Consider the following 20,914-nt stretch of genomic DNA (forward strand, 5'->3'; position numbering starts at 1 on the left):
TACTTATGTGCCGCTCATGCATTTAACGCATACGTCACATCGAAGTCGTCACTCGTCACGTTTGCGAGCAATAGTGGGTCAAACACGCAAGATTGCATGTAATCGAGGATGGAGGGATACGATGACCGGCAGCCACGCGCTGAACGAACTCGCCAAGGAATCCCGCATGGGTGGGCTCGGGACGGAGACCACCGACCGCGAGATCCGACGAATCGACCTCTCGGACTTCGATGCTCGACGCTCGGACATCACCGAACAGCTGTGGAACGCGGCGGTCGACGTCGGCTTCTTCCAGGTCTACAACCACGGCATCGACGTCGCCGACGTGCGCAGGGCGTTCGCGATGTCCGAGCAGTTCTTCGCCCTCGATTCGGCCGTGAAGGCGCAGTACCCGCTGAAGAGGGGCTTCAACTCCGGGTGGGAGAGCAAAACCCAGGTGCGCCCGTCCATCGGCGTCCCGGATGAGAAGGAGTCGTACCAGATCACCCGTCCGCACATGGGCGACCTGTGGCCCACCGAGGAGGAGTTGGCCGGTTTCCGCGACACGATGCTCGGGTTCGAGGCGCAGTGTTGGGACGTGGCGATGCGACTGCTGTCGTGCTTCGCCGACAAGCTCGGGTTCGAGCGCGACTTCTTCGCCGAGGCCCATGACCCGTCGGTGGACAGCTACCAGAGCACCCTGCGCATGCTGCACTACTTCGCCATCCCGGAGCACCTTCGGAGCGACCTCGGCCTGTGGCGCGCCGGCGCCCACACCGATTTCGACTGCCTCACCCTGCTGTTCCAGCAAGAAGGCCAGGGCGGTCTGCAGGTGCTGCCGGGCAAGGAGATGGACACCCAGGAGTGGACGCCCATCGAGCCGTCCGAGGACGCGATCACCTGCAACATCGGCGACATGCTGATGCGGTGGAGCGACGACCGGTTGCCGTCCAACTTCCACCGCGTCAAGAGCCCCGGACCGGACGGCGACCACGGCGCCCGCTACAGCCTCGCGTTCTTCGCCCAGGCCAACCGCGACGTCGTCATCTCCGGACCCGCGGGCAAGTACCCCGACATCACCGCCGAGGACTACCTCTACCAGCGCGTCAACGCGAACTTCGCCAAGGAAAAGTAAGTTGAACGCATGCTGCGACGACAGGTGAGACCACGATGACGATCGGGGGCGTGCTGCTCGCCGCCGGGGCCGGTTCGCGCATGGGCATGCCCAAGGCACTCGTCGTCGGCGCGGACGGAGAACCGTGGCTCGCGCGCGGCGTGCGAGTGCTGTCGGAGGCCGGATGCGGGCCGACCGTCGTGGTGCTCGGGGCCAGCGCCGACGAGGCAGAGGACCTACTGCCGGCCGGCGTCCCCGTCACCGTCGGGATCGCGGAAGACTGGAAGTCGGGGCTGTCGGCCTCCCTGCGCCGGGGGCTGGAGGTCGCGGCGACGTTCGACGACGTCGATGCCGTCGTCATCACCCTGGTCGATCTCCCCGACCTCGGTGTCGACGCCGTCCGTCGGGTGGCGTCGGTGCCGCCCGGCGACGCCCGCTCGGCGCTCCGTCAGGCCCACTACTCCGGACGCCCGGGTCACCCCGTGCTGATCGGCCGCGACCACTGGCTTCCGTTGCGGCGCAGCCTCACCGGGGACTCCGGTGCACGGAAATACCTCGGGGCACACGGCGCCGAGGCCGTCGACTGCTCCGACCTGGGGTCGGGCCGCGACGTCGATTCGCCGCGCGAACTCCGCTAGCCCCCGGGACGAACCGGACGCTCGTTCGATCTGACGCAACGGGCGTCCCGTTGGTCCGGCACCTTCAGCGGCTGACCGCCTTCTTGTACCGCCGGATCGCGAACGGCACGAAGATCACCAGCAGCACCGCCGACCATGCCAGGGAGGCGATGATCGGGTGCTGCAACGGCCACGCGTCGGGAACGGTCATGGCCGGGTTGGTGTTTCCGAACAGTTCCCGCACGGCCTGCGTCACCGCGGACACCGGATTCCATTCCGCGATCACCTTCAGCGGTCCGGGCAGGTTGGTGGTCTCGACGAACGTGTTCGCGATGAACGAGAGCGGGAAAATGACGATGAAGCTGGCGTTGTTGAACACCTCCGGTGTCCGGATCCACAGGCCGACCACCGCCATCACCCAGGACAGCGCGTAGGCGAACAACAGCAGGAGCAGGTAGCCGAGCAGCGCTTCGCCGAGGCTCGAGTGGATGCGCCACCCGATGATCAGGCCGGTCAGCGACATCACGACGAGGCTGACGATGTTGATCAGGACATCGGTGGAGGTGCGGCCGAGGAGCACGGCGGACGGGGCCATCGGCAGCGACCGGAACCGGTCGATGATCCCCTTCTGCAGATCCTCGACCATCCCGAGACCCGTCCACGTGGCCCCGAAGATGACTGTCTGCGTGAAGATCCCGGCGATCAGGAATTCGCGGTAGGACATCCCGGGAACCTGGATGGCACTACCGAACACGTACGCGAACAGCAGCACGAACATGATCGGTGACAACGTGGTGAACACGATGAGGTCGGGGACGCGCTTGATCTTGATCATGTTGCGCTTGGCGATCGTGAGCCCGTCCGCGAGTGCGGTGTGCACGGACGCCGTCTGTGGGGCGCTCATGAGATGTGCTCCTCTTCGGCTTCGTGTCCGGTCAGGGTGAGGAAGACGTCGTCCAGGGTCGGTCTGCGCAGGCCGACGTCGAACACCTTCACTCCTCGAGTGGAGAGGCGGCCCAGCGCCTCGACGAGGGCGTCCGCACCGCCGGTCACCGGCACCGTCACCCGGCGGACGTTTTCTTCGACGAGAATGTCGCCTGCGGCGAGCGGGGCCAGTTCGTCGCGCACGACGGAGAGCTCGATGCCCTCCCGGACGCTCAGCTCGATGCGCTCACCACCCACACGGTCCTTCAATTCGTCGGCGGTTCCGCGGGCGATGACCGAACCGTGGTCGATCACCGCGATCTGGTCGGCGAGGCGCTCGGCCTCTTCCATGTACTGGGTGGTCAGGAGAAGCGTGGTGCCCCTGGCGACGAGATTGTCGATGACGTCCCAGAGGGCCAGCCGGGCGCGGGGGTCGAGCCCGGTGGTCGGTTCGTCCAGGAACAACACTTCCGGCTCGGCCACGAGCGCTCCCGCGAGGTCGAGACGCCGGCGCATGCCACCCGAGTAGCCCTTCACGGGACGATCTCCCGCCTCGACCAGATCGAACTGTTCGAGCAGTTCACGGGCGCGCGCCTTGCTGCGTTTGCCCCCGAGGTGGTAGAGCCGCCCGACCATCTCGAGGTTCTCGAAACCGGTGAGGTACTCGTCGACCGCCGCATACTGCCCGGACGCGCCGATCCGGGATCGGAGCACCCGCGCATCGTGGACGACGTCGAGACCGGCCACCTCCGCCCGGCCGGCGTCCGGGACGAGAAGGGTGGTGAAGACCCGCACCGCCGTCGTCTTGCCTGCGCCGTTCGGGCCGAGCAGTGCCATCACCGTTCCCGACGGGACCGCGAGGTCGACCCCGTCCAGCGCTGTGACCTTGCCGTACTTCTTGACCAGACCCTCTGCCGTTATCGCATCGACCATCAGAAGTTCCCATCCGTTGGCGTGTGAACCCCAGTGTGACTCGAGGCACCGACAGGTTGCGAGGAATATTCGACGTTCCCGGCGGGCCCGGTGCGGCGGTAGTCTGAAAATCCGAGCAGGTCAGCGCGCAGATCTTCGGCAGGAGACAGTGATGTCCGACGCGACGTCGGAACTCCGGACGGGCCGTGCGGCCTTCGAGCGACGAGACTGGCGCGACACCTACGCACGACTGTCGGGCGCCGACCGGCAGACCCCACTGTCCGGTGACGACCTCGAACTGGTCGCCACCGCCGCCTACCTGCTCGGTGAGGACGACGCCAGCACCGAATGGTGGGAACGGGCGGTGTACGAGTGGGCCCGCGTGGGTCGACCGGTGCGCTCCGCGCGGTGCGCGTTCTGGCTCTCGTTCGTCCTGATCATGCGGGGCGAGCAGGCGCGCGGCGGCGGCTGGCTGGGCAAGGCCCAGCGACTGCTGGACACCGCGGGCGTCGATTGCGCCGAGCGGGGCTACCTGCTGGTGCCGCAGGGACTGCAACGGATCGACGCCGGCGACGGCAAGGCCGCCCACGACATCTTCCGTGCGATCACGGAGGCGGGCACCCGGTTCGCCGACCCGGATCTGACGACGCTCGGGGTGCTGGGCACCGGCCATTCGCTCGTCCTGCTGGGGGACGTTGCCGACGCGGTGTCCGCGTTCGACGAGGCGATGGTCGGGGTGACGTCCGACGAGGTGTCCCCGGTGGTGGCGGGGATCGTGTACTGCGCCGTGATCGAGCAGTGCCAGAACATCTGCGATCTCCGCCGGTCCAGGGAATGGACTGTGGCGCTGGAGGAGTGGTGCTCTTCGCAACCCGACCTCGTCCCGTACCGCGGTCAGTGCCTCGTCCACCGCGCCGAGATCCTGCAACTGCAGGGCGATTGGCCCACGGCGATGGACTCGGCGCGGCGGGCACACGAGCGGCTCGCCTCGCACGCCGCGGCCGGGTCCGCCGCCTACGTGATGGCCGACCTCCACCGCCTGCGCGGCGAGGTCGCCCAAGCCGAGAAGTTGTTCCTGGAGGCGAACCGCTGGGGCAGGCGACCGCAGCCCGGACTCGCGCTGCTGCGGATGGCGCAGGGGCGGTTCGGCAGCGCGGCCGCCTCGATCCGCTGTGCGGTGGACGAGTCCACCGGCGCCGTGGAACGCGCCAGGCTGCTGCCCGCCTACGTGGACATCCTGCTCGCCGCCGGCGACGTTCCGGCCGCTCGCACCGCCGCCGACGAACTCGACTCGATCGCAACACGGTTCGCGATCCCCTACCTGTGCGCACTGTCCGCGCAGGCGTCGGGATCGATGCTGCACGCCGAAGGACGGGGCAGCGACGCACTGACCGTTCTGCGCGACGCGTGGCGGCGCTGGCAGGACATCGGCGCGCCCTACGAGTGCGCGCGGGTCCGGGAGTCGGTCGCGCTGGTGTGCCGCGACCTGGGTGACGACGACACCGCGCAGATGGAGCACGACCTCGCGTCCGCCACCTACCGGCAACTGGGTGCCCTCCCGGACCTCGAACGCCTCCGGGCAGAGTTCCGCCCCGACCCGGCGGCCGCCACGCCGCTGACCCCGCGTGAAGTGTGTGTGCTCCGCCTCGTGGCCGCGGGCAAGAGCAACCGCGCGGTGGCGACGGAACTGTTCCTCAGTGAGAAGACGGTCGCACGGCACCTGAGCAACATCTTCGTCAAGCTGGGCATCTCGTCGAGGTCCGCGGCCACCGCCTATGCGTACGAGCATCACCTCGTCGAGCCGTCTGCATGAAAGTACCCATACGGTCGTACGTATCTGCGCCATTCTCCCGACGCGCCGAGATCGGCCCGGTCATAGCGTTGAGCATGACCACCGATCACCCGAGGGAAGAAGGCACACGATGTCCACAGAACGCTTCGACACGATCGTGATCGGTGCCGGACAGGCCGGCCTCGCCACCGGTTACCACCTCACAAGATGCGGGCAGCGGTTCGTGATCCTCGACGCTCACGATCGCGTCGGGGACGTGTGGCGGGAGCGGTTCGACTCGCTCCGGCTCTACAGTCCCGCCCGGTATGACGGTCTGCCCGGCTGGGGAATTCCGGCCCGGGGTTGGTCCTGGCCTGGTAAGGACGAGGTGGCCGACTACTTCGAGGCCTACGCGGAGCGATTCGCGCTGCCGATCCGGACCGGCACCACCGTCGACGGCCTGTCCCGTGTCGGCGACCGTTACGTCGTCACGGCGGGGACGGACCGATTCGAGGCCGACAATGTCGTCGTCGCCTCCGGAACGTGGCAGTCCCCGGTCCTTCCGGATCTGGCGGAGCGTCTCGATCCCCGGATCCGGCAACTGCATTCGAGCGACTACCGCAATCCGTCCCAACTGCAGGACGGGCCGGTGCTGGTGGTCGGGTGCAGCCACTCCGGCGCGGACATCGCGCTGGAAGTCTCCCGTTCGCATCGCACCACGATCTGCGGGCCGGTCCGCGGGGAGGTGCCGTTCGACCTCGAGGGACGCCTCGCCCACATCGCGATCCCGATCATGTGGTTCATGGCCAATCACGTTCTGACGGAACGCACACCCGTCGGCCGGAAGATGCGCACCCACGTCCGCTCGGGGGGCGGACCACTCCTGCGGGTCAAGCGAGCCGACCTGGCCGCCGCCCGTGTGGAGCACTTCCCCGCGAAGGTCACCGGCGTCCACGACGGCAGACCGGTCCTCGACGACGGCACCGCACTCGACGTCCGCAACGTCATCTGGTGCACCGGGTTCCGCAAGGACACGTCGTGGATCCAGATCCCCGTCACCGGATCCGACGGCTGGCCCGAGCAGTCCCGCGGAGTCTCACCGGACCATCCCGGACTGTACTTCGTGGGGCTGCCGTTCCTGCAGGCGTTCGCCTCGATGCTCACCGGCGGGGTCGGCAGGGATGCCGGGTATGTCGCAAAACACATTGCGCGCAGACAGACTCGGGCCGACCTCAGGCCGTCAGCACCAACCCTGACGTAGGCACACCGGTCCCGGCGGTGATGAGGACGTTCTGCACGCCGGAGACCTGGTTCACGGACGTGCCACGGATCTGACGCACACCCTCGGCGATGCCGTTCATCCCGTGGATGTAGGCCTCGCCGAGCTGGCCTCCGTGGGTGTTGAGCGGCAGACTGCCGTCGAGGTCGATGGCACCGTCGGCGATGAAGTCCTTGGCCTCACCGCGGCCGCAGAAGCCGAGTTCTTCGAGCTGCATCAATACGTATGGTGTGAAGTGGTCGTAGAGGACGGCCAGATCCATGTCCTGCGGTCCGAGCCCGGCCTGATCCCACAGCTGCCTCCCGACCAACTCCATCTCGGGCAGACCCGCGAGCTCCGGGCGGTAGTAGCTGGTCATGATGTACTGGTCGCTGCCGCTCCCCTGAGCCGCCGCGGCGATCACGGCCGGTTTCTGCTTCAGATCCTTCGCCCGCTCCGGTGACGTGACGACGATCGCGATGCCGCCGTCGGACTCCTGGCAGCAGTCGAGCAGGTGCAGAGGCTCGGCGATGAACCGGGAGTTCTGGTGGTCCTCGAGGGTGATCGGCTTGCCGTAGAAGAAGGCGTTCGGATTGGTGGCGGCGTGCTTGCGGTCGGTGACCGCGACCCGTCCGAAATCCTCGCTCGTAGCGCCGTATTCGTGCATGTACCGCTGGGCGACCATCGCGACGAACGCCGCCGGCGTCGACAGGCCGTGCGGGTAGGAGAACGCGTTGTCGGTACCCGACGAGTTCACCTGCTGCACCAGACCGGAGTTCACCTGCCCGAACCGCATCCCCGACCGCTCGTTGAACGCCCGGTACGCCACCACCACGTCGGCGACACCGGTGGCCACGGCCATCGCCGCCTGCTGCACGGTCGCGCACGCCGCGCCCCCGCCGTAGTGGATGCGGCTGAAGAACTTCAGGTCCGGAATGCCGACCGAACGGGCCACGGCCGCTTCGGTGTTGGTGTCCATCGTGAAGGACGTCAGACCGTCCACGTCCACGGGGGTCAGCCCGGCGTCGTCCAGCGCCGCGGTGACCGCCTCTGCCGCCAGCCGCAATTCGCTCCGGCCCGAGTTCTTCGAGAAGTCGGTGGCGCCGATCCCGGCGATGACAGCCTTGCCCGACAACCCGCTCATGCACCCGCTCCGTTCGTGCGTCCGTCCAGGACGAGGGTCACCTTCGACGTGATGTGGTCGCCGAGACCGTTCTTCCCGACGACGTCCAGCGTGACGACGCCGTCGTCCACCGACGCCACCGTGCCGCTCAGCGTGAGGGTGTCGTACGCGTACCACGGAACCCCGAGACGCAACGCGATCGACTTGATCACCGCGTTCGGTCCCGCCCAGTCGGTGACGAACCGCTGCACCAGACCCGTGTCGGTGAGGATGTTGACGAAGATGTCCTTCGACCCGCGTTGCTGCGCCAGGTCGCGGTCGTGGTGGACGTCCTGGAAATCGCGTGTCGCCAGCGCGGCCGAAACGACGAACGTCGGGTCGCCGGTCACCGTCAATTCCGGAAGCGTCGTTCCCACCGCGACATCGAGTGTGGACGTCATGACTGCTCCTTCGCTCCGCGCTGCCACGCGTACAGGGTCCACGGCGTGCCGCCCGTCTCGTCGTCGCCCGGGAAGTCGAGGTAGATCGCCTCCACCGGCATCCCGACCGTCACCTCGGCGGGGTCGACACCGCGCAGCTCACCGAGCATGCGGACGCCTTCCTCCAGTTCGACCAGCGCCACCACGAACGGCAGCGAGCGTCCCGGAACCTTCGGTGCGTGGTGGACCACGTAACTGAACACCGCGCCGCGGCCCGACGCGACGACGTAGTCCGTCGTCTCCGCCTTGTCCTTCCACAGCGCGGGCACCGGCGGGTGCTGCAGCGATCCGTCCTCCCGCTGCTGGATCCGCAACTCGTGCGCGGCAACCCCGTCCCAGAAGAACTGGGTGTCCTGCGAGGCGCTGGGCCGCATCAACTTGGCGGGGTCCAGATCGTCGAAGGACGCGCCCCGACCGTTCGCCGAAGATGCCACCGGTTCAGCGGGTTTCGGGGCGAACTTCAGGATGCGGAACAGCATCTCGGCCACGACCTCGCCGGTGCCGTCGCCGTTCGCGACCCGCCACAGGCTGCGGGTGGTGAAGAACCACCCCTCACCGAGGCCCGTCTTCTTCGGACCCACGAGTTCCTCGAGGGTCGTGGTGATGGTGACCTCCTCGCCGACCTTCAGGTAGCGGTGGTAGATCTGATCGCAGTTGGTGGCGACGACGGACGTGAACCCGGCCTCGTCGAGGATCGTCGTCATGCGCCCGAGCGGGTCGTCGGGTTGCCGAACCGCGTTCAGCCCCTGCATCGTCCACACCTGCGCCATCGCGGGCGGGGCCACGATGGCGTCGTGTCCCGCTGCCCGCGCCGCCGCCTCGTCGACGTAGATCGGATTCCTGTCGCCGATCGCCTCCACCCAGTTGCGGATCATCGGCAGGTTGATCGGGTCCCGCCCGGGGCGGGGAGCGCTCGGGCCCGCCGACCGGACCTCTTCTGCGGCAGCGAGAATCTGTTCGGAACTCATTTCGCGCGGCGCTCCTATCGCGGGACTCGGGGAAGTTTCAGACCGGCTGTCGCGATCAGCTCGCGCATCACCTCGTTGACACCGCCACCGAACGTGATGACGAGGTTGCGCTTCACCTGCATGTCGAGCCACCTCATGAGGTCGGCGGTCTCCGGCTCGGACGGGTCGCCGTAGCGTCCGACGATCTCTTCGACGAGCCGGCCGATGCGCTGAATACGTTCGGTGGCGAACACTTTCGTCGCGGACGCGTCGGCGATGTCGACGGCGTCCGCCTCACTCGACGCCACCTGCCAGTTGAGTAGTTCGTTGAGGCGGAACGTCGCGTGGATTTCGCCGAGCGCGCGACGTACGTCCGGCTCGTCGAGCAGTTCGTGCGCGACCGCCCAGTTGCGGATGCGGTCGTAGAGACCTCCCACCCGGCCTGCCGGTCCGAGCATGACGCGTTCGTGGTTGAGCTGGGTGGTGATCAGTCGCCAGCCCTGATTCTCCTCACCGACCAGCATGTCCGCGGGAACCCGGACGTCGGAGTAGTAGGTGGCGTTGACGTGATGCGCACCGTCGCACGTGATGATCGGCGTCCAGCTGTAGCCCGGGTCCTTGGTGTCCATGATCAGGATGGAGATGCCGCGGTGACGCGAATCCGCCGAGCCCGTGCGGACGGCGAGCCACAGGTAGTCGGCGTCGTGACCGCCGGTGGTGAAGATCTTCTGCCCGTTGACGATGTACTCGTCACCCACGCGCGCGGCCGTGGTCCGCAGCGCCGCGAGGTCGGTGCCCGCGTCCGGTTCGGTGTAGCCGATCGCGAAGTGCACCTCGCCGGCCAGGATCGCAGGCAGGAATTTGCGCTTCTGCTCCTCGGTCCCGTACTTCTGCAGCGTCGGACCCACCGTCTGCAACGTGACCGCGGGCAGCGGCACGTCGGCACGGGTCGCCTCGTTGACGAAGATCTGCTGCTCGATCTCGCCGAAACCGCGGCCCCCGAACTCCACCGGCCAGCCCACACCGAGCCAGCCGTCCTTGCCCATCCGGCGGATGACCTCGCGGTAGGTGCTGCCGTGGCGCTCCGTGCGCATCACCTCGGCCTCGGCCGGCGAGATCAGCCCGGAGAAGTAGCGCCTCAGTTCCGCTTGCAGCTCACGCTGCTCGTCGGTCAGATCGATGAACACCGGGCCCCCACGAGGTCGAGTCGGTACGAGGCGCCGCCCACGAGGCGGGCCAGGTCTTTGGCGGTCGAGTAGTAGCGATGCAGCGGGTACGTGACGTCGACGCCGACCCCGCCGTGCAAGTGGTGCAGAACCTGCATGGCGGCAGGCACTTCGGCGGCGATCCAGTACGCCATCACGTCCAGATCGTCCTGAGCGTCCAGGCCTTCGGACACGCGCCACGACGCCGCGAGCGCCGACACGTGGAGGGTGCGGGACGTGACGTAGACGTCGGCGATCTGCTGCGACACGGCCTGGAACGTGGCGAGCGGCTTACCGAACTGGTGGCGCGTCGCGAGGTGCTCTCCTGCCAGAACCGTTGCGCCCGACAGCAGGCCGTCCGCGACCGCCCCGATCGACGCCAGGGCGATGCGGTACAGCGTCTGCACGCCGTCGTCGCCGGCCGCGAGCAGTTCGCCCCGCGCGCCGTCGAATGCGATCGCGAATTCGGGGCTCCCCGACGCCGAGGGTGTCGGTGTGAGCGTGACGCCGGCCGCGCCCGGGTCCACCAGCACCACCCCGGTGTCCGTGGGCACGAGGATCCGGTGCGCCCGCTCGGCGAACGGAACCGCGAGCACATGCCCGGTGACGGAGTAGCCGTCACCGTCCGCGACCGCGGTCACCGAGGGGCGTGCCGGGAACTGCGCCCCGGGTTCGGCGAGCGCCGCGGTGAACGTGCGGCCGTCGACGAGACCGGTGAGCAGTGCGTCCTGTTGCGCGTCGTCGCCCAGCGCGACGATGGGCAGCACACCGAATCCGAGCGTTGCGAGGGCCGGGACCTGCGCCGCCTTCCGCCCGACCTCGGTGAGCAGCGCACCGACGTCGGTGACCGAGAGCCCTTCGCCGCCGAGACGTTCCGGCAGTGCGAGGGTCAGCAGGTCGGCGTCGGCGAAAGCGGCCCAGAGGGCGTCGCCGTCGAGGTCGCGGGCCAGCAGTCCGGCCGCGACCTGGGCCACGGCCTCCTGGGTTTCGTCTCGAGTGAAGTCCACGCTGACAATCCCACTTTCAATTTAGAACGTGTTCTAGTTGTATCACCATCCCGGACCTCGCGAAAGACCATCGCGACGCGGCTCAGCCCCGCGGCAGCCCGAGAATCCGTTCGGCCGCGACCGTCAGGAGGATCTGCGTCGTTCCGCCCGCGATGGACAGGCACCGCGTGTTGAGGAACTCTCGCGCCAGCGGACCCTCCACCCAGCCGTCCGCGCCACCGAGTTCCATCGCGAATTCCGCGACCGCCTGCCGCTGGCGGACACCGACCAGCTTGCGGACACTCGATTCGGGTCCGGGATCCTGACCGTCCAGCTGCCGGAGGGTGGTGCGCAGTTCGAGCTGCGAGCCGACGAGCGCGTTGCCGATGAGATGCCCGAGCTGGTCGTCGGTCACCGGGTCGCCGTCCCCCGCGAGCGCGAGCAGTTCCTCCATCGCCGCACCGAGCGAGGAGCCTCCACCCATCGCCACCCGCTCGTTCGCCAGCGTGGTGCGGGCCAGTTTCCAGCCGTCGCCGAGATTCCCGACCACCAGCTCGTCCGGCACGAACACGTCCTCGAGATACACCTCGTTGAACAGGGCGTCGCCGGTGATCTCGCGCAGCGGCGAGATGGTGATGCCGGGGCTCGTCATGTCGACGAGGAAGTAGCTGATGCCCTTGTGCTTGGGCGCGTCCCGGTCGGTGCGGGCCAGGCAGATCGCCCAGTCCGCTTCCTGCGCCCTCGACGTCCACACCTTCTGACCGTTCAGCCGCCACCCGCCGTCCACCTTCTCCGCGGACGTCCGGAGCGCCGCGAGGTCGGAGCCGGCGCCGGGTTCGCTGAACAGCTGGCACCAGATGATCTCGCCGCGCAGCGTCGGGGTCGCGAAACGCTCGATCTGCTCGGCGCTGCCGTGCTCGAGGATCGTCGGAACGGCCCACCAGCCGATCACGAGGTCGGGTCTGCCGACCCCGGCGGCCGCCAGTTCCTCCTCGATCAGGATCTGCTCCGCGGCCCGCGCACCCCGCCCGTAGGGCGCGGGCCAGTGCGGTGCCAGGTAGCCCGATTCCGCGAGAGCCGCACGCCGCTCCGACTCCGGGCGCGCCACCAGCTCGGCGATCTCGGCGCGAATCTGCGCCCGCTCGTCGTCGAGCCCCGTCAGGTCGATCGACAGGTGTCTGCGAACGCCTGCCCTCGTCAGTTCCGTGACCCGCGCCCGCCAGCGAGCGGAGCCGCCGAGCAGCTGCCGCAGCGACGTCGCGCGGCGCAAGTAGAAGTGCGCGTCGTGTTCCCAGGTGAAGCCGATCCCGCCGAGCACCTGGATGCAGTCCTTGGCGGTCTCGACGGCAGCGTCGAGCGTGATCGACGCCGCGACCGCGGCCGCGATCGGCAGCTCGCCGCCGTCCGCCTCCCACGCGTCCTCCGCCGCCACGGCCGCATCCCACGCCGCCGCACCGGACTGTTCGACGCGGCACAGCATCTCCGCGCACAGATGCTTGATCGCCTGGAACGATCCGATCGGTTTGCCGAACTGCTCGCGAATCTTGGCGTACTCCACCGCCGTTCGCAGACACCAGGCCGCGATCCCGGACGCCTCCGCCGCGGCGAGGGTCGCGGCGAGGTCGGGCACGAGCCCGTCCGGCACCCCCGCGAGCACCCGGTCGGCCGCGACCGCCACACGATCGCACCGCACCCGCGCGAGCGGGCGGCTCTTGTCGATCGTGTCGGCGACCGTGATGTGCAGGCCGTCGGATTCGCCGTCGACCAGACACCACACGACGCCGTCACCCGCGTCGGCAGGCAGCAGCACGGACACCCCCGTGTCCCCGCCGATCGCGAAGCCCGCATCGCCGGTGAGCGTCAGCCCGCCGTCGGCCCCGAGGGTCGCGTTCACCGGGGAGTTGCTGCCGAGGGCCACCGCGCACGGCATCGCGCCGTCGGCCAGGTCCTCGGACCACCGTTTCGCGGCGGCGCCGGAGCTGCGGCCGACGACGAGCGCGGCGAGAGCGGTCGAGAGAACAGGACCCGGGACGAGTTCGGTCGCGGCCTGTTCGAGCATCGCGGCGAGATCGACGATCTCCGCTCCCGACCCACCGACCGCGTCGGGCACGGCGACCGAGAAAATTCCGAGCGAGGCGAAGGACTGCCACGACGTCCGCCACGAATCTGCTGGTCCTTGCCGTACTGTGACCAGCGGGTCCGTGGACCGCGCCCAAGCCTGGATCGAACCCGCTGCAGCCCTCTGTTCCTTGGTGGTGGCGATTGTCACAACGGGTATCCGCCTCTCCTGAATGACACATTCGTCTAGAACGTGTTCTAATATGACACCTGGCCATGAGTCAAGGCGCGAAGGAAAACAGGTAATGACGACCAGCTCTCGATCACGGTCCACGACGGTCGCTGCGGCGACGCTGGGCGAGGACGATCTCAGTTCCAACGCGCAGAAGGAACGGCGCAAGCGGATCCTCGACGCGACCCTGGCCCTGGCCTCCAAGGGCGGATACGAAGCCGTGCAGATGCGGGCCGTCGCCGAACGCGCCGACGTCGCCGTGGGGACGCTGTACCGCTACTTCCCGTCCAAGGTGCACCTGCTGGTGTCGGCGCTCGCCCGCGAGTTCGAGCGGATCGACTCGCGGGGAAAGAACCCGCCGGGCCGGAACCCGCTCGAGCGGATGCAGCTGATCCTCAGCCAGATCACCCGGGCCATGCAGCGCGATCCACTGCTGACCGAGGCCATGACGCGCGCCTTCATGTTCGCCGACGCGTCCGCCGCCGCCGAGGTCGATCAGGTGGGCAAGCTGATGGACCGTCTGTTCGCCCGCGCGATGACGGACACCGAGCCCACCGAAGACCAGTTGGCCGTCGCCCGCGTCATCTCCGACGTGTGGCTGTCGAACCTGGTGGCCTGGCTCACCCGCCGCTCGTCCGCGACCGATGTCGCGAATCGCCTCGAACTCACCGTCGAACTGCTGCTCGGTGACGGAAGCCGCAGACCCGAATAGGACGCGATCGGGGCACAGCCCCGACCGACAACGCGCTCACAGCCGTCACATCCCCTAGATTTGAACATGTGAGCGCCCATGATCTGCCCATCGAACTTCGTCGTGCCCTCTCGCGGGTTGCGCGGACCCCTCGCCTGCTCGTCGCTTCCGATTACGACGGCACGATGGCCCCCATCGTCTCCGACCCCGAGAAGGCGTTCCCCCACGCCGAATCGGTGCGCGCTCTCCGCGCCCTGGCCAGCCTCGCCGGAACGACGGCGGCCGTGATCTCGGGCCGAGCACTCAAGGACCTCGCCGCGCTGTCACGGCTGCCCGCCGAGGTTCAACTGGTCGGCAGCCACGGCTCGGAATTCGACATCGGGTTCATCCATGCGATCGACGCCGACGCCAAGAAACTTCTCGGTGAGATCACCGAGGAACTCACCCGGATCGCCACGCTGCACGCCGGCACGTCGGTGGAAGCGAAGCCGGCGAGCGTCGCCCTCCACGTCCGCAACGCCGATGCGGAGGAAGGCGCCCTGGCCCTGGCCGCGGTGCGCGCCGACGCCGGACAGCGGGTGGGCGTGCAGGTAACCGAGGGCAAGTCCGTCATCGAACTGGCCGTCGTCGCCACCGACAAGGGCCACGCACTCGACCTGATCCGCCACCAGGACGGTGCGACGGCAGCCGTCTTCGTCGGCGACGACGTCACCGACGAGAAGGCGTTCGCCCGCCTCCAGGGCCCCGACCTCGGCGTGAAGGTGGGCCCCGGCGAAAGCCTCGCCGAATTCCGGGTGTCGACCACCGAAGACGTGGCCACGGCCCTCGCGTTCCTGCTCGACGAGCGCCGCACCTGGCTGTCCGGGGCACACGCCCCGCCGATCGAGCGCCTCACCATGCTCGCCAGCCCGCGGACCGTCGCCCTCGTCACCCCCGACGCGACCCTCACCTGGCTGTGTCATCCCGAACCCGACTCGGCGTCCGTGTTCGCGCATCTGCTCGGCGGACCGGAAGCCGGCCACTTCAGCGTCGGCCCGCACCGGAGTGCGCTGCCGCTGAGCCAGCGGTACATCGACAGCACCATGACCGTGCAGACACGGTGGGCCAGCCTGTCCGTCACCGACTACCTGCCGCACGACGTCCGCCAGGGCCGCACCGACCTGACCCGGGTGATCAGCGGGCAGGCCGCCGCCGTCGTGACGTTCGCACCGCGGCCCGAGTTCGGGCAGGGCCAGGTCATCCTCGAGGCGGTCTCCGAGGGACTGCGGGTGCACGGCACCAACGAGCCGATCGTGCTGCGCTCCCCCGGCGTGCAGTGGAACGTCACGTCCGACGGCAACCAGCAGACCGCGCATGCTGTCGTCGACCCGTCCGGCGGCGATGTCGTCCTGGAATTGCGGTGCGGCACCGAAGAACTCGGACCGTCGGAGACGCCCGAGGAGGAGCGCCGCGCACTGGCCGAATCGTACTGGTCGGACTGGGCGAAGAGCCTCACCCTGCCCACGCTCAAACCCGACCTGATGAAGCGCTCCGCGCTCACCCTCCGCGGCCTGGTGCACGTCGACTCCGGAGCGATCATGGCGGCCGCCACCACCTCGCTGCCCGAGGAAATCGGCGGCGTCCGCAACTGGGACTACCGCTACTGCTGGCTGCGTGACGCGGCGCTCACCGCGTCCGCGCTCGTCAGTCTCGGTTCCCTCAGCGAGGCCGAGGGCTACCTCGACTGGGTGCACGACGTCCTCGAGACGCTGCCCGGCCCCGAACGCCTGCACCCCCTCTACACGCTGCACGGTGGCGGTCTGCCGCCCGAGGCCGTCATCGACTCGCTGCCCGGCTACGCGGGCTCGCGGCCGGTGCGCATCGGTAACGCGGCCAACCAGCAGGTGCAACTCGACGTGTTCGGACCCATCGTCGAGCTCATCCACGACCTGTCCCACGCCCGCGAGAAGCAGGGCGTCGAGGTGGCGCTCAACGACCGCGACTGGGAACTGGTCTGCGCGATGGTCGAGGCCGTCGAACGTCGCTGGTTCGAACCCGATCACGGCATCTGGGAGATCCGCGACAACCCGCGTCACCACGTGTACTCCAAGGTGATGGGCTGGGTCACCGTCGACCGCGCGGTGGCGTTGGCCGAGCACTTCGGCCGCGACGTCGAGCCCGGCTGGACGCCGTTGCGCGACAAGATCGCCGAGGAGGTGCGCGAGAAGGGCTGGAAGGACGAGGTCCGCTCGTTCACCGCCGCCTACGACGGCACCGACCTCGACGCCGCCACCCTGTACATCGGGCTGTCGGGGCTGATCGACCCGTCCGACGAGAAGTTCGCCGCCACCGTCACGGCCACCGAGGCGGAATTGCGCAGCGGTTCGACCGTGTACCGGTACCACCACGACGACGGACTGCCCGGCACCGAGGGTGGGTTCCACCTCTGCGCTGCGTGGCTGGTCGAGGCGTACCTGCTGATCGGTCAGCGGTCGCAGGCGGAGGCGTTGTTCGCGCAACTGGTCGACGCCGCCGGGCCGACCGGACTGCTCAGCGAGGAGTACGACCCCGTGGCCGAGCGGTCGCTGGGCAACCACCCCCAGGCGTACAGCCACCTGGGACTGCTGCGCTGCGCTCAGCTCCTGGCCTAGCGCGTATGGGAGGGCCGGGTCAGCGCTTGACGGGCCCGGCCGTCGAACCCCGCAGCAGTTCGGTCTCGAGCATCTCGACGGTCGCGACGCCGGAGTGCGACGGGGACATGAGCAGGGCGCCTGCCCGGCGACCCTTCTCCTCCTGGGGTTGCCGGACGGTGGTCAGCCCCTCGCGCAGTGCGTCGTCGACTCCGTCGAATCCGGTGATCGACAGCCTGCCGGGCACGTCGATGCCCTGCCAGCGCGCCCAGTCCAGCGCGCCGAGCGCGAGGACGTCGGTGATGCACACGAGTGCGGTGATCCGCGGATTCACACCGAGTGCCTGCGCGGCAGCGGCGTGCCCCGACTTGCCGGTGTGCTCGAACCGCTCGACGACGGTCAGCGTCCGAGGGTCCAGGCCGGCGTCGGACATGGCGTCGCGCACTCCCTCGATGCGTTCGCGCTGGACGTGGAAGTTCGGTGACCGCAAACGCTCGGCATCGGCGACCCCGTCCGAGCGGTCACGCCCCAGCCTCATGCTCAGCACGCCGATGTCGCGGTGGCCGAGCCCGATCAGATAGTCGGCGAGGCCCCGCATCGCGCCGCGGTCGTCGATGCCGACGAGCGACGCACCCGGGATCTCCCGGGGCTGATCGCACACGACCATCGGCAGGTGACGCTCGCACACCGCCGCGAGGTACGGGTCGTCGTCCGCCACCGAGTACACGACGAACCCGTCGACGCCCGCCTGCTGCACGACCGCGGCGGCGTCCGCCTCCTCCCGACCCGGGCCCGCCGGAATCAGAAGCAGACCCTGCCCGGCGGCCTCGCACGACTCGGCCAGTCCGGACAGAAAGCTCATCGCGGCGGGGTCGCGGAAGGAGTAGCTGAGGGCCTCGGTGAGCAGCAGTCCGACGGCACCAGCCTTGCGGGTGCGCAGGGATCGGGCCACCGGGTCGGGGCCGGGGTAGCCGCGGCGCTTCGCCGCCTGCAGCACCCGGTCGCGCAGTTCCGCGGAGAGTTGATCCGGCCGGTTGTAAGCGTTGGACACGGTCGTTCGCGAAATATTGAGCTCGGCCGCGAGCGACGCCAGCGTGGCTTGGCGACGAGGCTGTCGAGACCTGGGCATAGGGGGACGTTAGTACCTGGCCCGCGTTCGGGCGCGTCGGGGCTGCACCGAAAGTGCACTACCAGGACCTATCCGCTAAAGTGCAACGGTAACGGTTTCCAATAGCGTTTAGCGTTCGTCTTCGGTCAGGAGTTTTCTGTGCGCGCTTCCTCAGGTTTTCGTGCCGCCACGGCGGCCGTCGGGCTGTCGTTCGCCGCGGCCCTCACCCTCACCGCATGCGGCTCCGACACGACCGGCGACGGCACACTGACGGTCGTCGCGTCGACGAACGTGTGGGGCAGCGTCGCGCAGGCCGTCGCCGGCGACAAGGTGGACGTCACCTCGATCATCACCGAACCGTCGTCCGACCCGCACTCGTTCGAGGCAAGCCCCACCGACGCCGCCGAGCTCACCGACGCCTCCCTTATCGTGTACAACGGCGGCGGGTACGACCACTTCGTCGACGACATCATCGGCACCGGCAACAGCGACCAGCTCACGGTCAACGCGTTCGACCTCCTCGAGGGCGGCGCGCACGCGGGCGAGGACGAGCACTCGGACGGCGGTGACTCGCCCGAGGGCCACGACCACGGCGACGTGAACGAACATGTGTGGTTCGACGTCGACACCGTCGACGCCACCGCGCAGTCCATCGCGGACAAGCTCGGCCAACTCGACCCCGACAACGCCGACGCCTACCAGGCCAACGCCGCCACCTTCCACGGCCAGCTCGAGCAGATCTCCGCGATCACCGACGGCATCGCGGCAGCGCACAAAGACGCACCTGTCGCCCAGACCGAACCGATCGCCTACTACCTGCTGCAGTCCGCGGGCCTGAAGGACGTCACCCCGCCCGACTTCACGAGCGCCATCGAGAACGGCAACGACCCCGCACCCGCCGCCATCGCCACGACGCGACAGCTGCTCACCGACAAGCAGGTGCAGGCCCTCGTCTACAACGTGCAGACACAGGACCGGGTCACCCAGGACGTGCGGGCCACGGCCGAGTCGGCGGGCATCCCCGTCGTCGAGGTGACCGAAACCCTGCCCGAAGGCCTGGACTACATTCAGTGGCAGACCAACACCGCCGAGTCGCTTGCTGCGGCTCTGCAATAGAACTGATCGGCTTGTGACAGAACCCACTTCGAAGAACGCCGGCAACGGTCACGTCCCCGCACTGGAATTGACGGGGGCGCGACTGTCCTTCGGCGAACGCACACTCTGGCAGAACCTCGACCTCACCGTGGAACCCGGCGAATTCGTCGCCGTCCTCGGACCCAACGGGTCGGGCAAGACGTCGCTGCTGAAGGTGCTGCTCGGCCAGCTCGCCCTCAGCTCCGGCACCGCGCGCATCGCCGGATCCCCGGCGCGGAAGGGCAATTCGCACGTCGGGTACATCCCCCAGCAGAAGTCACTCGACGACGGGCTGCCGCTGCGGGGCCGCGACCTCGTCGGGCTCGGCGTCGACGGCCACCAGTGGGGAACCGGCATCCTCCGGCGAGGCCGGCGCCGGGCCATCGTCGACGCGGCCGTCGCCGAAGTCGGCGCCCAGAACTACGCGGACGCCCCGATCGGTTCCATGTCCGGCGGTGAGCAGCAACGACTGCGTATCGCGCAGGCCCTCGTCGGCAACCCCCAGATCCTGCTGTGCGACGAACCGCTGCTCAGCCTCGACCTGGCCAACCAGAATCTCGTGTCGGGACTCATCGACCGGCGGCGCCGCACCCACGACACCGCGGTGCTGTTCGTCACCCACGAGATCAACCCGATCCTCCCCCTCGTCGACCGCGTGCTCTACCTCGTCGACGGACAGTTCCGCATCGGCAAACCCGAAGAGGTCATGACGTCGGAGGTGCTGTCCGAGCTGTACCGCACCGACGTCGAGGTGCTGCACGTACGCGGCCGCCTCGTCGTGATCGGCACCGGCGACGCCATCGACGCGCTCGGCAGCGCGGGCGGCCTCCGCCCCGGTGAAGGTGTGCACCACACGGACGAGGGGCACGCATGAGCAACAAATTCACCGACGCGATGTCACGCATGTTCGACGTCTCGGCCACCGTCGACCTCCTGCAGTACGACTTCGTCCAGCAAGCGTTGATCGCCGGCGCCATCCTCGGCCTGCTGGCAGGAGCGATCGGACCGCTGATCGTGAGCAGGCAGATGTCGTTCGCCGTGCACGGCACGAGCGAGCTGTCGCTGACCGGCGCGTCGGCGGCCCTGCTCATCGGCGTCAGCGTCGGGGCCGGCGCCATCGCCGGGTCGGTGGTCGCAGCGGTCCTGTTCGGGCTGCTCGGCGCGAAGGCCCGCGACCGCGACTCCGTGATCGGCGTGATCATGGCATTCGGGCTCGGTCTGTCGGTGCTGTTCATCTGGTCGTACCAAGGGCGCACCGGCACCAGCTTCTCCCTGCTGATCGGCCAGATCGTGGCACCCGGAGACAGCGGCCTCCAGCTGCTGCTGCTCTGCGCCGTGCTGGTCATCGGCGTCCTCGGCCTGATCTACCGCCCCCTCCTCTTCGCGAGCACCGACCCCGACGTCGCCGAGGCCCGCGGCGTCCCGGTGCGTGCACTGTCGATCGTGTTCGCCGTCCTCGTCGGCATCACAGCCGCCCTCGGCGTCCAGATCGTCGGGGCGCTGCTGGTGATGGCGCTGCTCATCACCCCCGCCGCAGCCGCCGCCTACGTCACCGCCAGCCCACTGAAGGCCACGATCCTGTCGATCGTGTTCGCCGAACTCGCCGCCGTCGGCGGCATCCTGCTGTCCCTCGCACCCGGAGTGCCCGTATCGAGCTTCGTCACCACGATCTCGTTCGTCATCTACCTCGTGTGCCGGCTCAGCGGATCCTCACGGCGCAAGAACGCCGGACGCATCACCCCCACCCACGCACACACGCACTGAGCC

At 68.7% G+C, this 20,914-nt stretch carries 18 protein-coding genes; 9 read left to right on the forward strand and 9 right to left on the reverse strand.

Annotated elements, in window-relative coordinates:
* Positions 1 to 121 precede the first annotated feature (121 nt).
* Together QM806_RS35990 and QM806_RS35995 are read left to right on the forward strand one after the other, a co-directional pair.
* Positions 122 to 1,114 (forward strand): isopenicillin N synthase family dioxygenase, encoded by a 993-nt coding sequence (locus QM806_RS35990; protein WP_120659817.1) that lies wholly within the window; start codon positions 122 to 124, stop codon positions 1,112 to 1,114.
* A gap of 35 nt (positions 1,115 to 1,149) precedes the next feature.
* Positions 1,150 to 1,731 (forward strand): nucleotidyltransferase family protein, encoded by a 582-nt coding sequence (locus QM806_RS35995; protein ID WP_005566073.1) that lies wholly within the window; start codon positions 1,150 to 1,152, stop codon positions 1,729 to 1,731.
* Between the two features lie 64 nt (positions 1,732 to 1,795).
* Here the strand turns inward: QM806_RS35995 and QM806_RS36000 are convergent, their stop codons facing one another.
* Together QM806_RS36000 and QM806_RS36005 are read right to left on the reverse strand one after the other, a co-directional pair.
* On the reverse strand, positions 1,796 to 2,614 hold the full coding sequence (locus QM806_RS36000; RefSeq protein ID WP_005244857.1) for an ABC transporter permease: 819 nt from the start codon (positions 2,612 to 2,614) through the stop codon (positions 1,796 to 1,798).
* The gene (locus QM806_RS36005; RefSeq protein WP_005566074.1) at positions 2,611 to 3,567 is read right to left on the reverse strand and encodes a daunorubicin resistance protein DrrA family ABC transporter ATP-binding protein; all 957 of its coding nucleotides are present in this window, start codon (positions 3,565 to 3,567) and stop codon (positions 2,611 to 2,613) included. Before QM806_RS36005 ends, QM806_RS36000 begins: the two co-directional genes overlap by 4 nt.
* Before the next feature lie 151 nt (positions 3,568 to 3,718).
* On the opposite strand from QM806_RS36005, the gene QM806_RS36010 reads away from it, so the two are divergent.
* Complete coding sequence (locus tag QM806_RS36010) at positions 3,719 to 5,359, forward strand: helix-turn-helix transcriptional regulator (RefSeq protein WP_283294562.1); 1,641 nt, start codon at positions 3,719 to 3,721, stop codon at positions 5,357 to 5,359.
* A gap of 109 nt (positions 5,360 to 5,468) precedes the next feature.
* On the forward strand, positions 5,469 to 6,578 hold the full coding sequence (locus QM806_RS36015; RefSeq protein WP_283294563.1) for a flavin-containing monooxygenase: 1,110 nt from the start codon (positions 5,469 to 5,471) through the stop codon (positions 6,576 to 6,578).
* Here the strand turns inward: QM806_RS36015 and QM806_RS36020 are convergent.
* The 6 genes from QM806_RS36020 to QM806_RS36045 all read right to left on the reverse strand — a co-directional run bounded on the left by QM806_RS36020 (position 6,550) and on the right by QM806_RS36045 (position 13,584).
* Entirely contained in the window at positions 6,550 to 7,719 is a 1,170-nt protein-coding gene (locus QM806_RS36020) for a lipid-transfer protein (protein WP_283294564.1), read from the reverse strand. The two genes, QM806_RS36015 and QM806_RS36020, sit on opposite strands and share 29 nt — an antisense overlap.
* Complete coding sequence (locus QM806_RS36025) at positions 7,716 to 8,138, reverse strand: MaoC family dehydratase (protein WP_005265182.1); 423 nt, start codon at positions 8,136 to 8,138, stop codon at positions 7,716 to 7,718. Before QM806_RS36025 ends, QM806_RS36020 begins: the two co-directional genes overlap by 4 nt.
* Entirely contained in the window at positions 8,135 to 9,145 is a 1,011-nt protein-coding gene (locus QM806_RS36030) for a bifunctional MaoC family dehydratase N-terminal/OB-fold nucleic acid binding domain-containing protein (RefSeq protein WP_133986016.1), read from the reverse strand. Before QM806_RS36030 ends, QM806_RS36025 begins: the two co-directional genes overlap by 4 nt.
* 14 nt (positions 9,146 to 9,159) lie before the next feature.
* Positions 9,160 to 10,311, reverse strand: a complete 1,152-nt coding sequence (locus tag QM806_RS36035; RefSeq protein WP_005566085.1) for an acyl-CoA dehydrogenase family protein — start codon at positions 10,309 to 10,311, stop codon at positions 9,160 to 9,162.
* Positions 10,296 to 11,336 (reverse strand): acyl-CoA dehydrogenase family protein, encoded by a 1,041-nt coding sequence (locus QM806_RS36040; RefSeq protein WP_283294566.1) that lies wholly within the window; start codon positions 11,334 to 11,336, stop codon positions 10,296 to 10,298. Before QM806_RS36040 ends, QM806_RS36035 begins: the two co-directional genes overlap by 16 nt.
* An 82-nt stretch (positions 11,337 to 11,418) precedes the next feature.
* The gene (locus QM806_RS36045; protein ID WP_167116458.1) at positions 11,419 to 13,584 is read right to left on the reverse strand and encodes an acyl-CoA dehydrogenase family protein; all 2,166 of its coding nucleotides are present in this window, start codon (positions 13,582 to 13,584) and stop codon (positions 11,419 to 11,421) included.
* Positions 13,585 to 13,678: 94 nt separating this feature from the next.
* On the opposite strand from QM806_RS36045, the gene kstR reads away from it, so the two are divergent.
* Positions 13,679 to 14,317 (forward strand): cholesterol catabolism transcriptional regulator KstR, encoded by a 639-nt coding sequence (kstR, locus tag QM806_RS36050; protein WP_005566090.1) that lies wholly within the window; start codon positions 13,679 to 13,681, stop codon positions 14,315 to 14,317.
* 68 nt (positions 14,318 to 14,385) lie between these two features.
* The gene (otsB, locus tag QM806_RS36055; RefSeq protein WP_005566091.1) at positions 14,386 to 16,926 is read left to right on the forward strand and encodes a trehalose-phosphatase; all 2,541 of its coding nucleotides are present in this window, start codon (positions 14,386 to 14,388) and stop codon (positions 16,924 to 16,926) included.
* A gap of 19 nt (positions 16,927 to 16,945) precedes the next feature.
* Here the strand turns inward: otsB and QM806_RS36060 are convergent, their stop codons facing one another.
* Positions 16,946 to 18,034 (reverse strand): LacI family DNA-binding transcriptional regulator, encoded by a 1,089-nt coding sequence (locus QM806_RS36060; RefSeq protein ID WP_265146966.1) that lies wholly within the window; start codon positions 18,032 to 18,034, stop codon positions 16,946 to 16,948.
* A 138-nt stretch (positions 18,035 to 18,172) separates the two neighbouring features.
* On the opposite strand from QM806_RS36060, the gene QM806_RS36065 reads away from it, so the two are divergent.
* The 3 genes from QM806_RS36065 to QM806_RS36075 are packed head-to-tail and all read left to right on the forward strand — an operon-like array spanning position 18,173 to position 20,911.
* The gene (locus tag QM806_RS36065) at positions 18,173 to 19,129 is read left to right on the forward strand and encodes a metal ABC transporter solute-binding protein, Zn/Mn family (RefSeq protein ID WP_169694676.1); all 957 of its coding nucleotides are present in this window, start codon (positions 18,173 to 18,175) and stop codon (positions 19,127 to 19,129) included.
* A gap of 13 nt (positions 19,130 to 19,142) precedes the next feature.
* On the forward strand, positions 19,143 to 20,021 hold the full coding sequence (locus QM806_RS36070; RefSeq protein ID WP_005265173.1) for a metal ABC transporter ATP-binding protein: 879 nt from the start codon (positions 19,143 to 19,145) through the stop codon (positions 20,019 to 20,021).
* Positions 20,018 to 20,911, forward strand: coding sequence for a metal ABC transporter permease (locus QM806_RS36075; protein ID WP_005265172.1), 894 nt, complete (start codon positions 20,018 to 20,020; stop codon positions 20,909 to 20,911). The genes QM806_RS36070 and QM806_RS36075 overlap by 4 nt, the downstream gene beginning before the upstream one ends.
* The last annotated feature ends 3 nt before the right edge of the window (positions 20,912 to 20,914 follow it).

This window comes from Rhodococcus sp. IEGM 1351, assembly GCF_030056875.1.
Lineage (GTDB): Bacteria > Actinomycetota > Actinomycetes > Mycobacteriales > Mycobacteriaceae > Rhodococcus_F > Rhodococcus_F opacus.

Excerpts from the sequence above, each read along its gene's own strand:
- QM806_RS35990 (WP_120659817.1), top strand. The coding sequence starts at position 122 with ATGACCGGCAGCCACGCGCTGAACGAACTCGCCAAGGAATCCCGCATG.
- QM806_RS35995 (WP_005566073.1), top strand. The coding sequence starts at position 1,150 with ATGACGATCGGGGGCGTGCTGCTCGCCGCCGGGGCCGGTTCGCGCATG.
- QM806_RS36000 (WP_005244857.1), bottom strand. The coding sequence starts at position 2,614 with ATGAGCGCCCCACAGACGGCGTCCGTGCACACCGCACTCGCGGACGGG.
- QM806_RS36005 (WP_005566074.1), bottom strand. The coding sequence starts at position 3,567 with ATGGTCGATGCGATAACGGCAGAGGGTCTGGTCAAGAAGTACGGCAAG.
- QM806_RS36010 (WP_283294562.1), top strand. The coding sequence starts at position 3,719 with ATGTCCGACGCGACGTCGGAACTCCGGACGGGCCGTGCGGCCTTCGAG.
- QM806_RS36015 (WP_283294563.1), top strand. The coding sequence starts at position 5,469 with ATGTCCACAGAACGCTTCGACACGATCGTGATCGGTGCCGGACAGGCC.
- QM806_RS36020 (WP_283294564.1), bottom strand. The coding sequence starts at position 7,719 with ATGAGCGGGTTGTCGGGCAAGGCTGTCATCGCCGGGATCGGCGCCACC.
- QM806_RS36025 (WP_005265182.1), bottom strand. The coding sequence starts at position 8,138 with ATGACGTCCACACTCGATGTCGCGGTGGGAACGACGCTTCCGGAATTG.
- QM806_RS36030 (WP_133986016.1), bottom strand. The coding sequence starts at position 9,145 with ATGAGTTCCGAACAGATTCTCGCTGCCGCAGAAGAGGTCCGGTCGGCG.
- kstR (WP_005566090.1), top strand. The coding sequence starts at position 13,679 with ATGACGACCAGCTCTCGATCACGGTCCACGACGGTCGCTGCGGCGACG.
- QM806_RS36060 (WP_265146966.1), bottom strand. The coding sequence starts at position 18,034 with ATGCCCAGGTCTCGACAGCCTCGTCGCCAAGCCACGCTGGCGTCGCTC.
- QM806_RS36075 (WP_005265172.1), top strand. The coding sequence starts at position 20,018 with ATGAGCAACAAATTCACCGACGCGATGTCACGCATGTTCGACGTCTCG.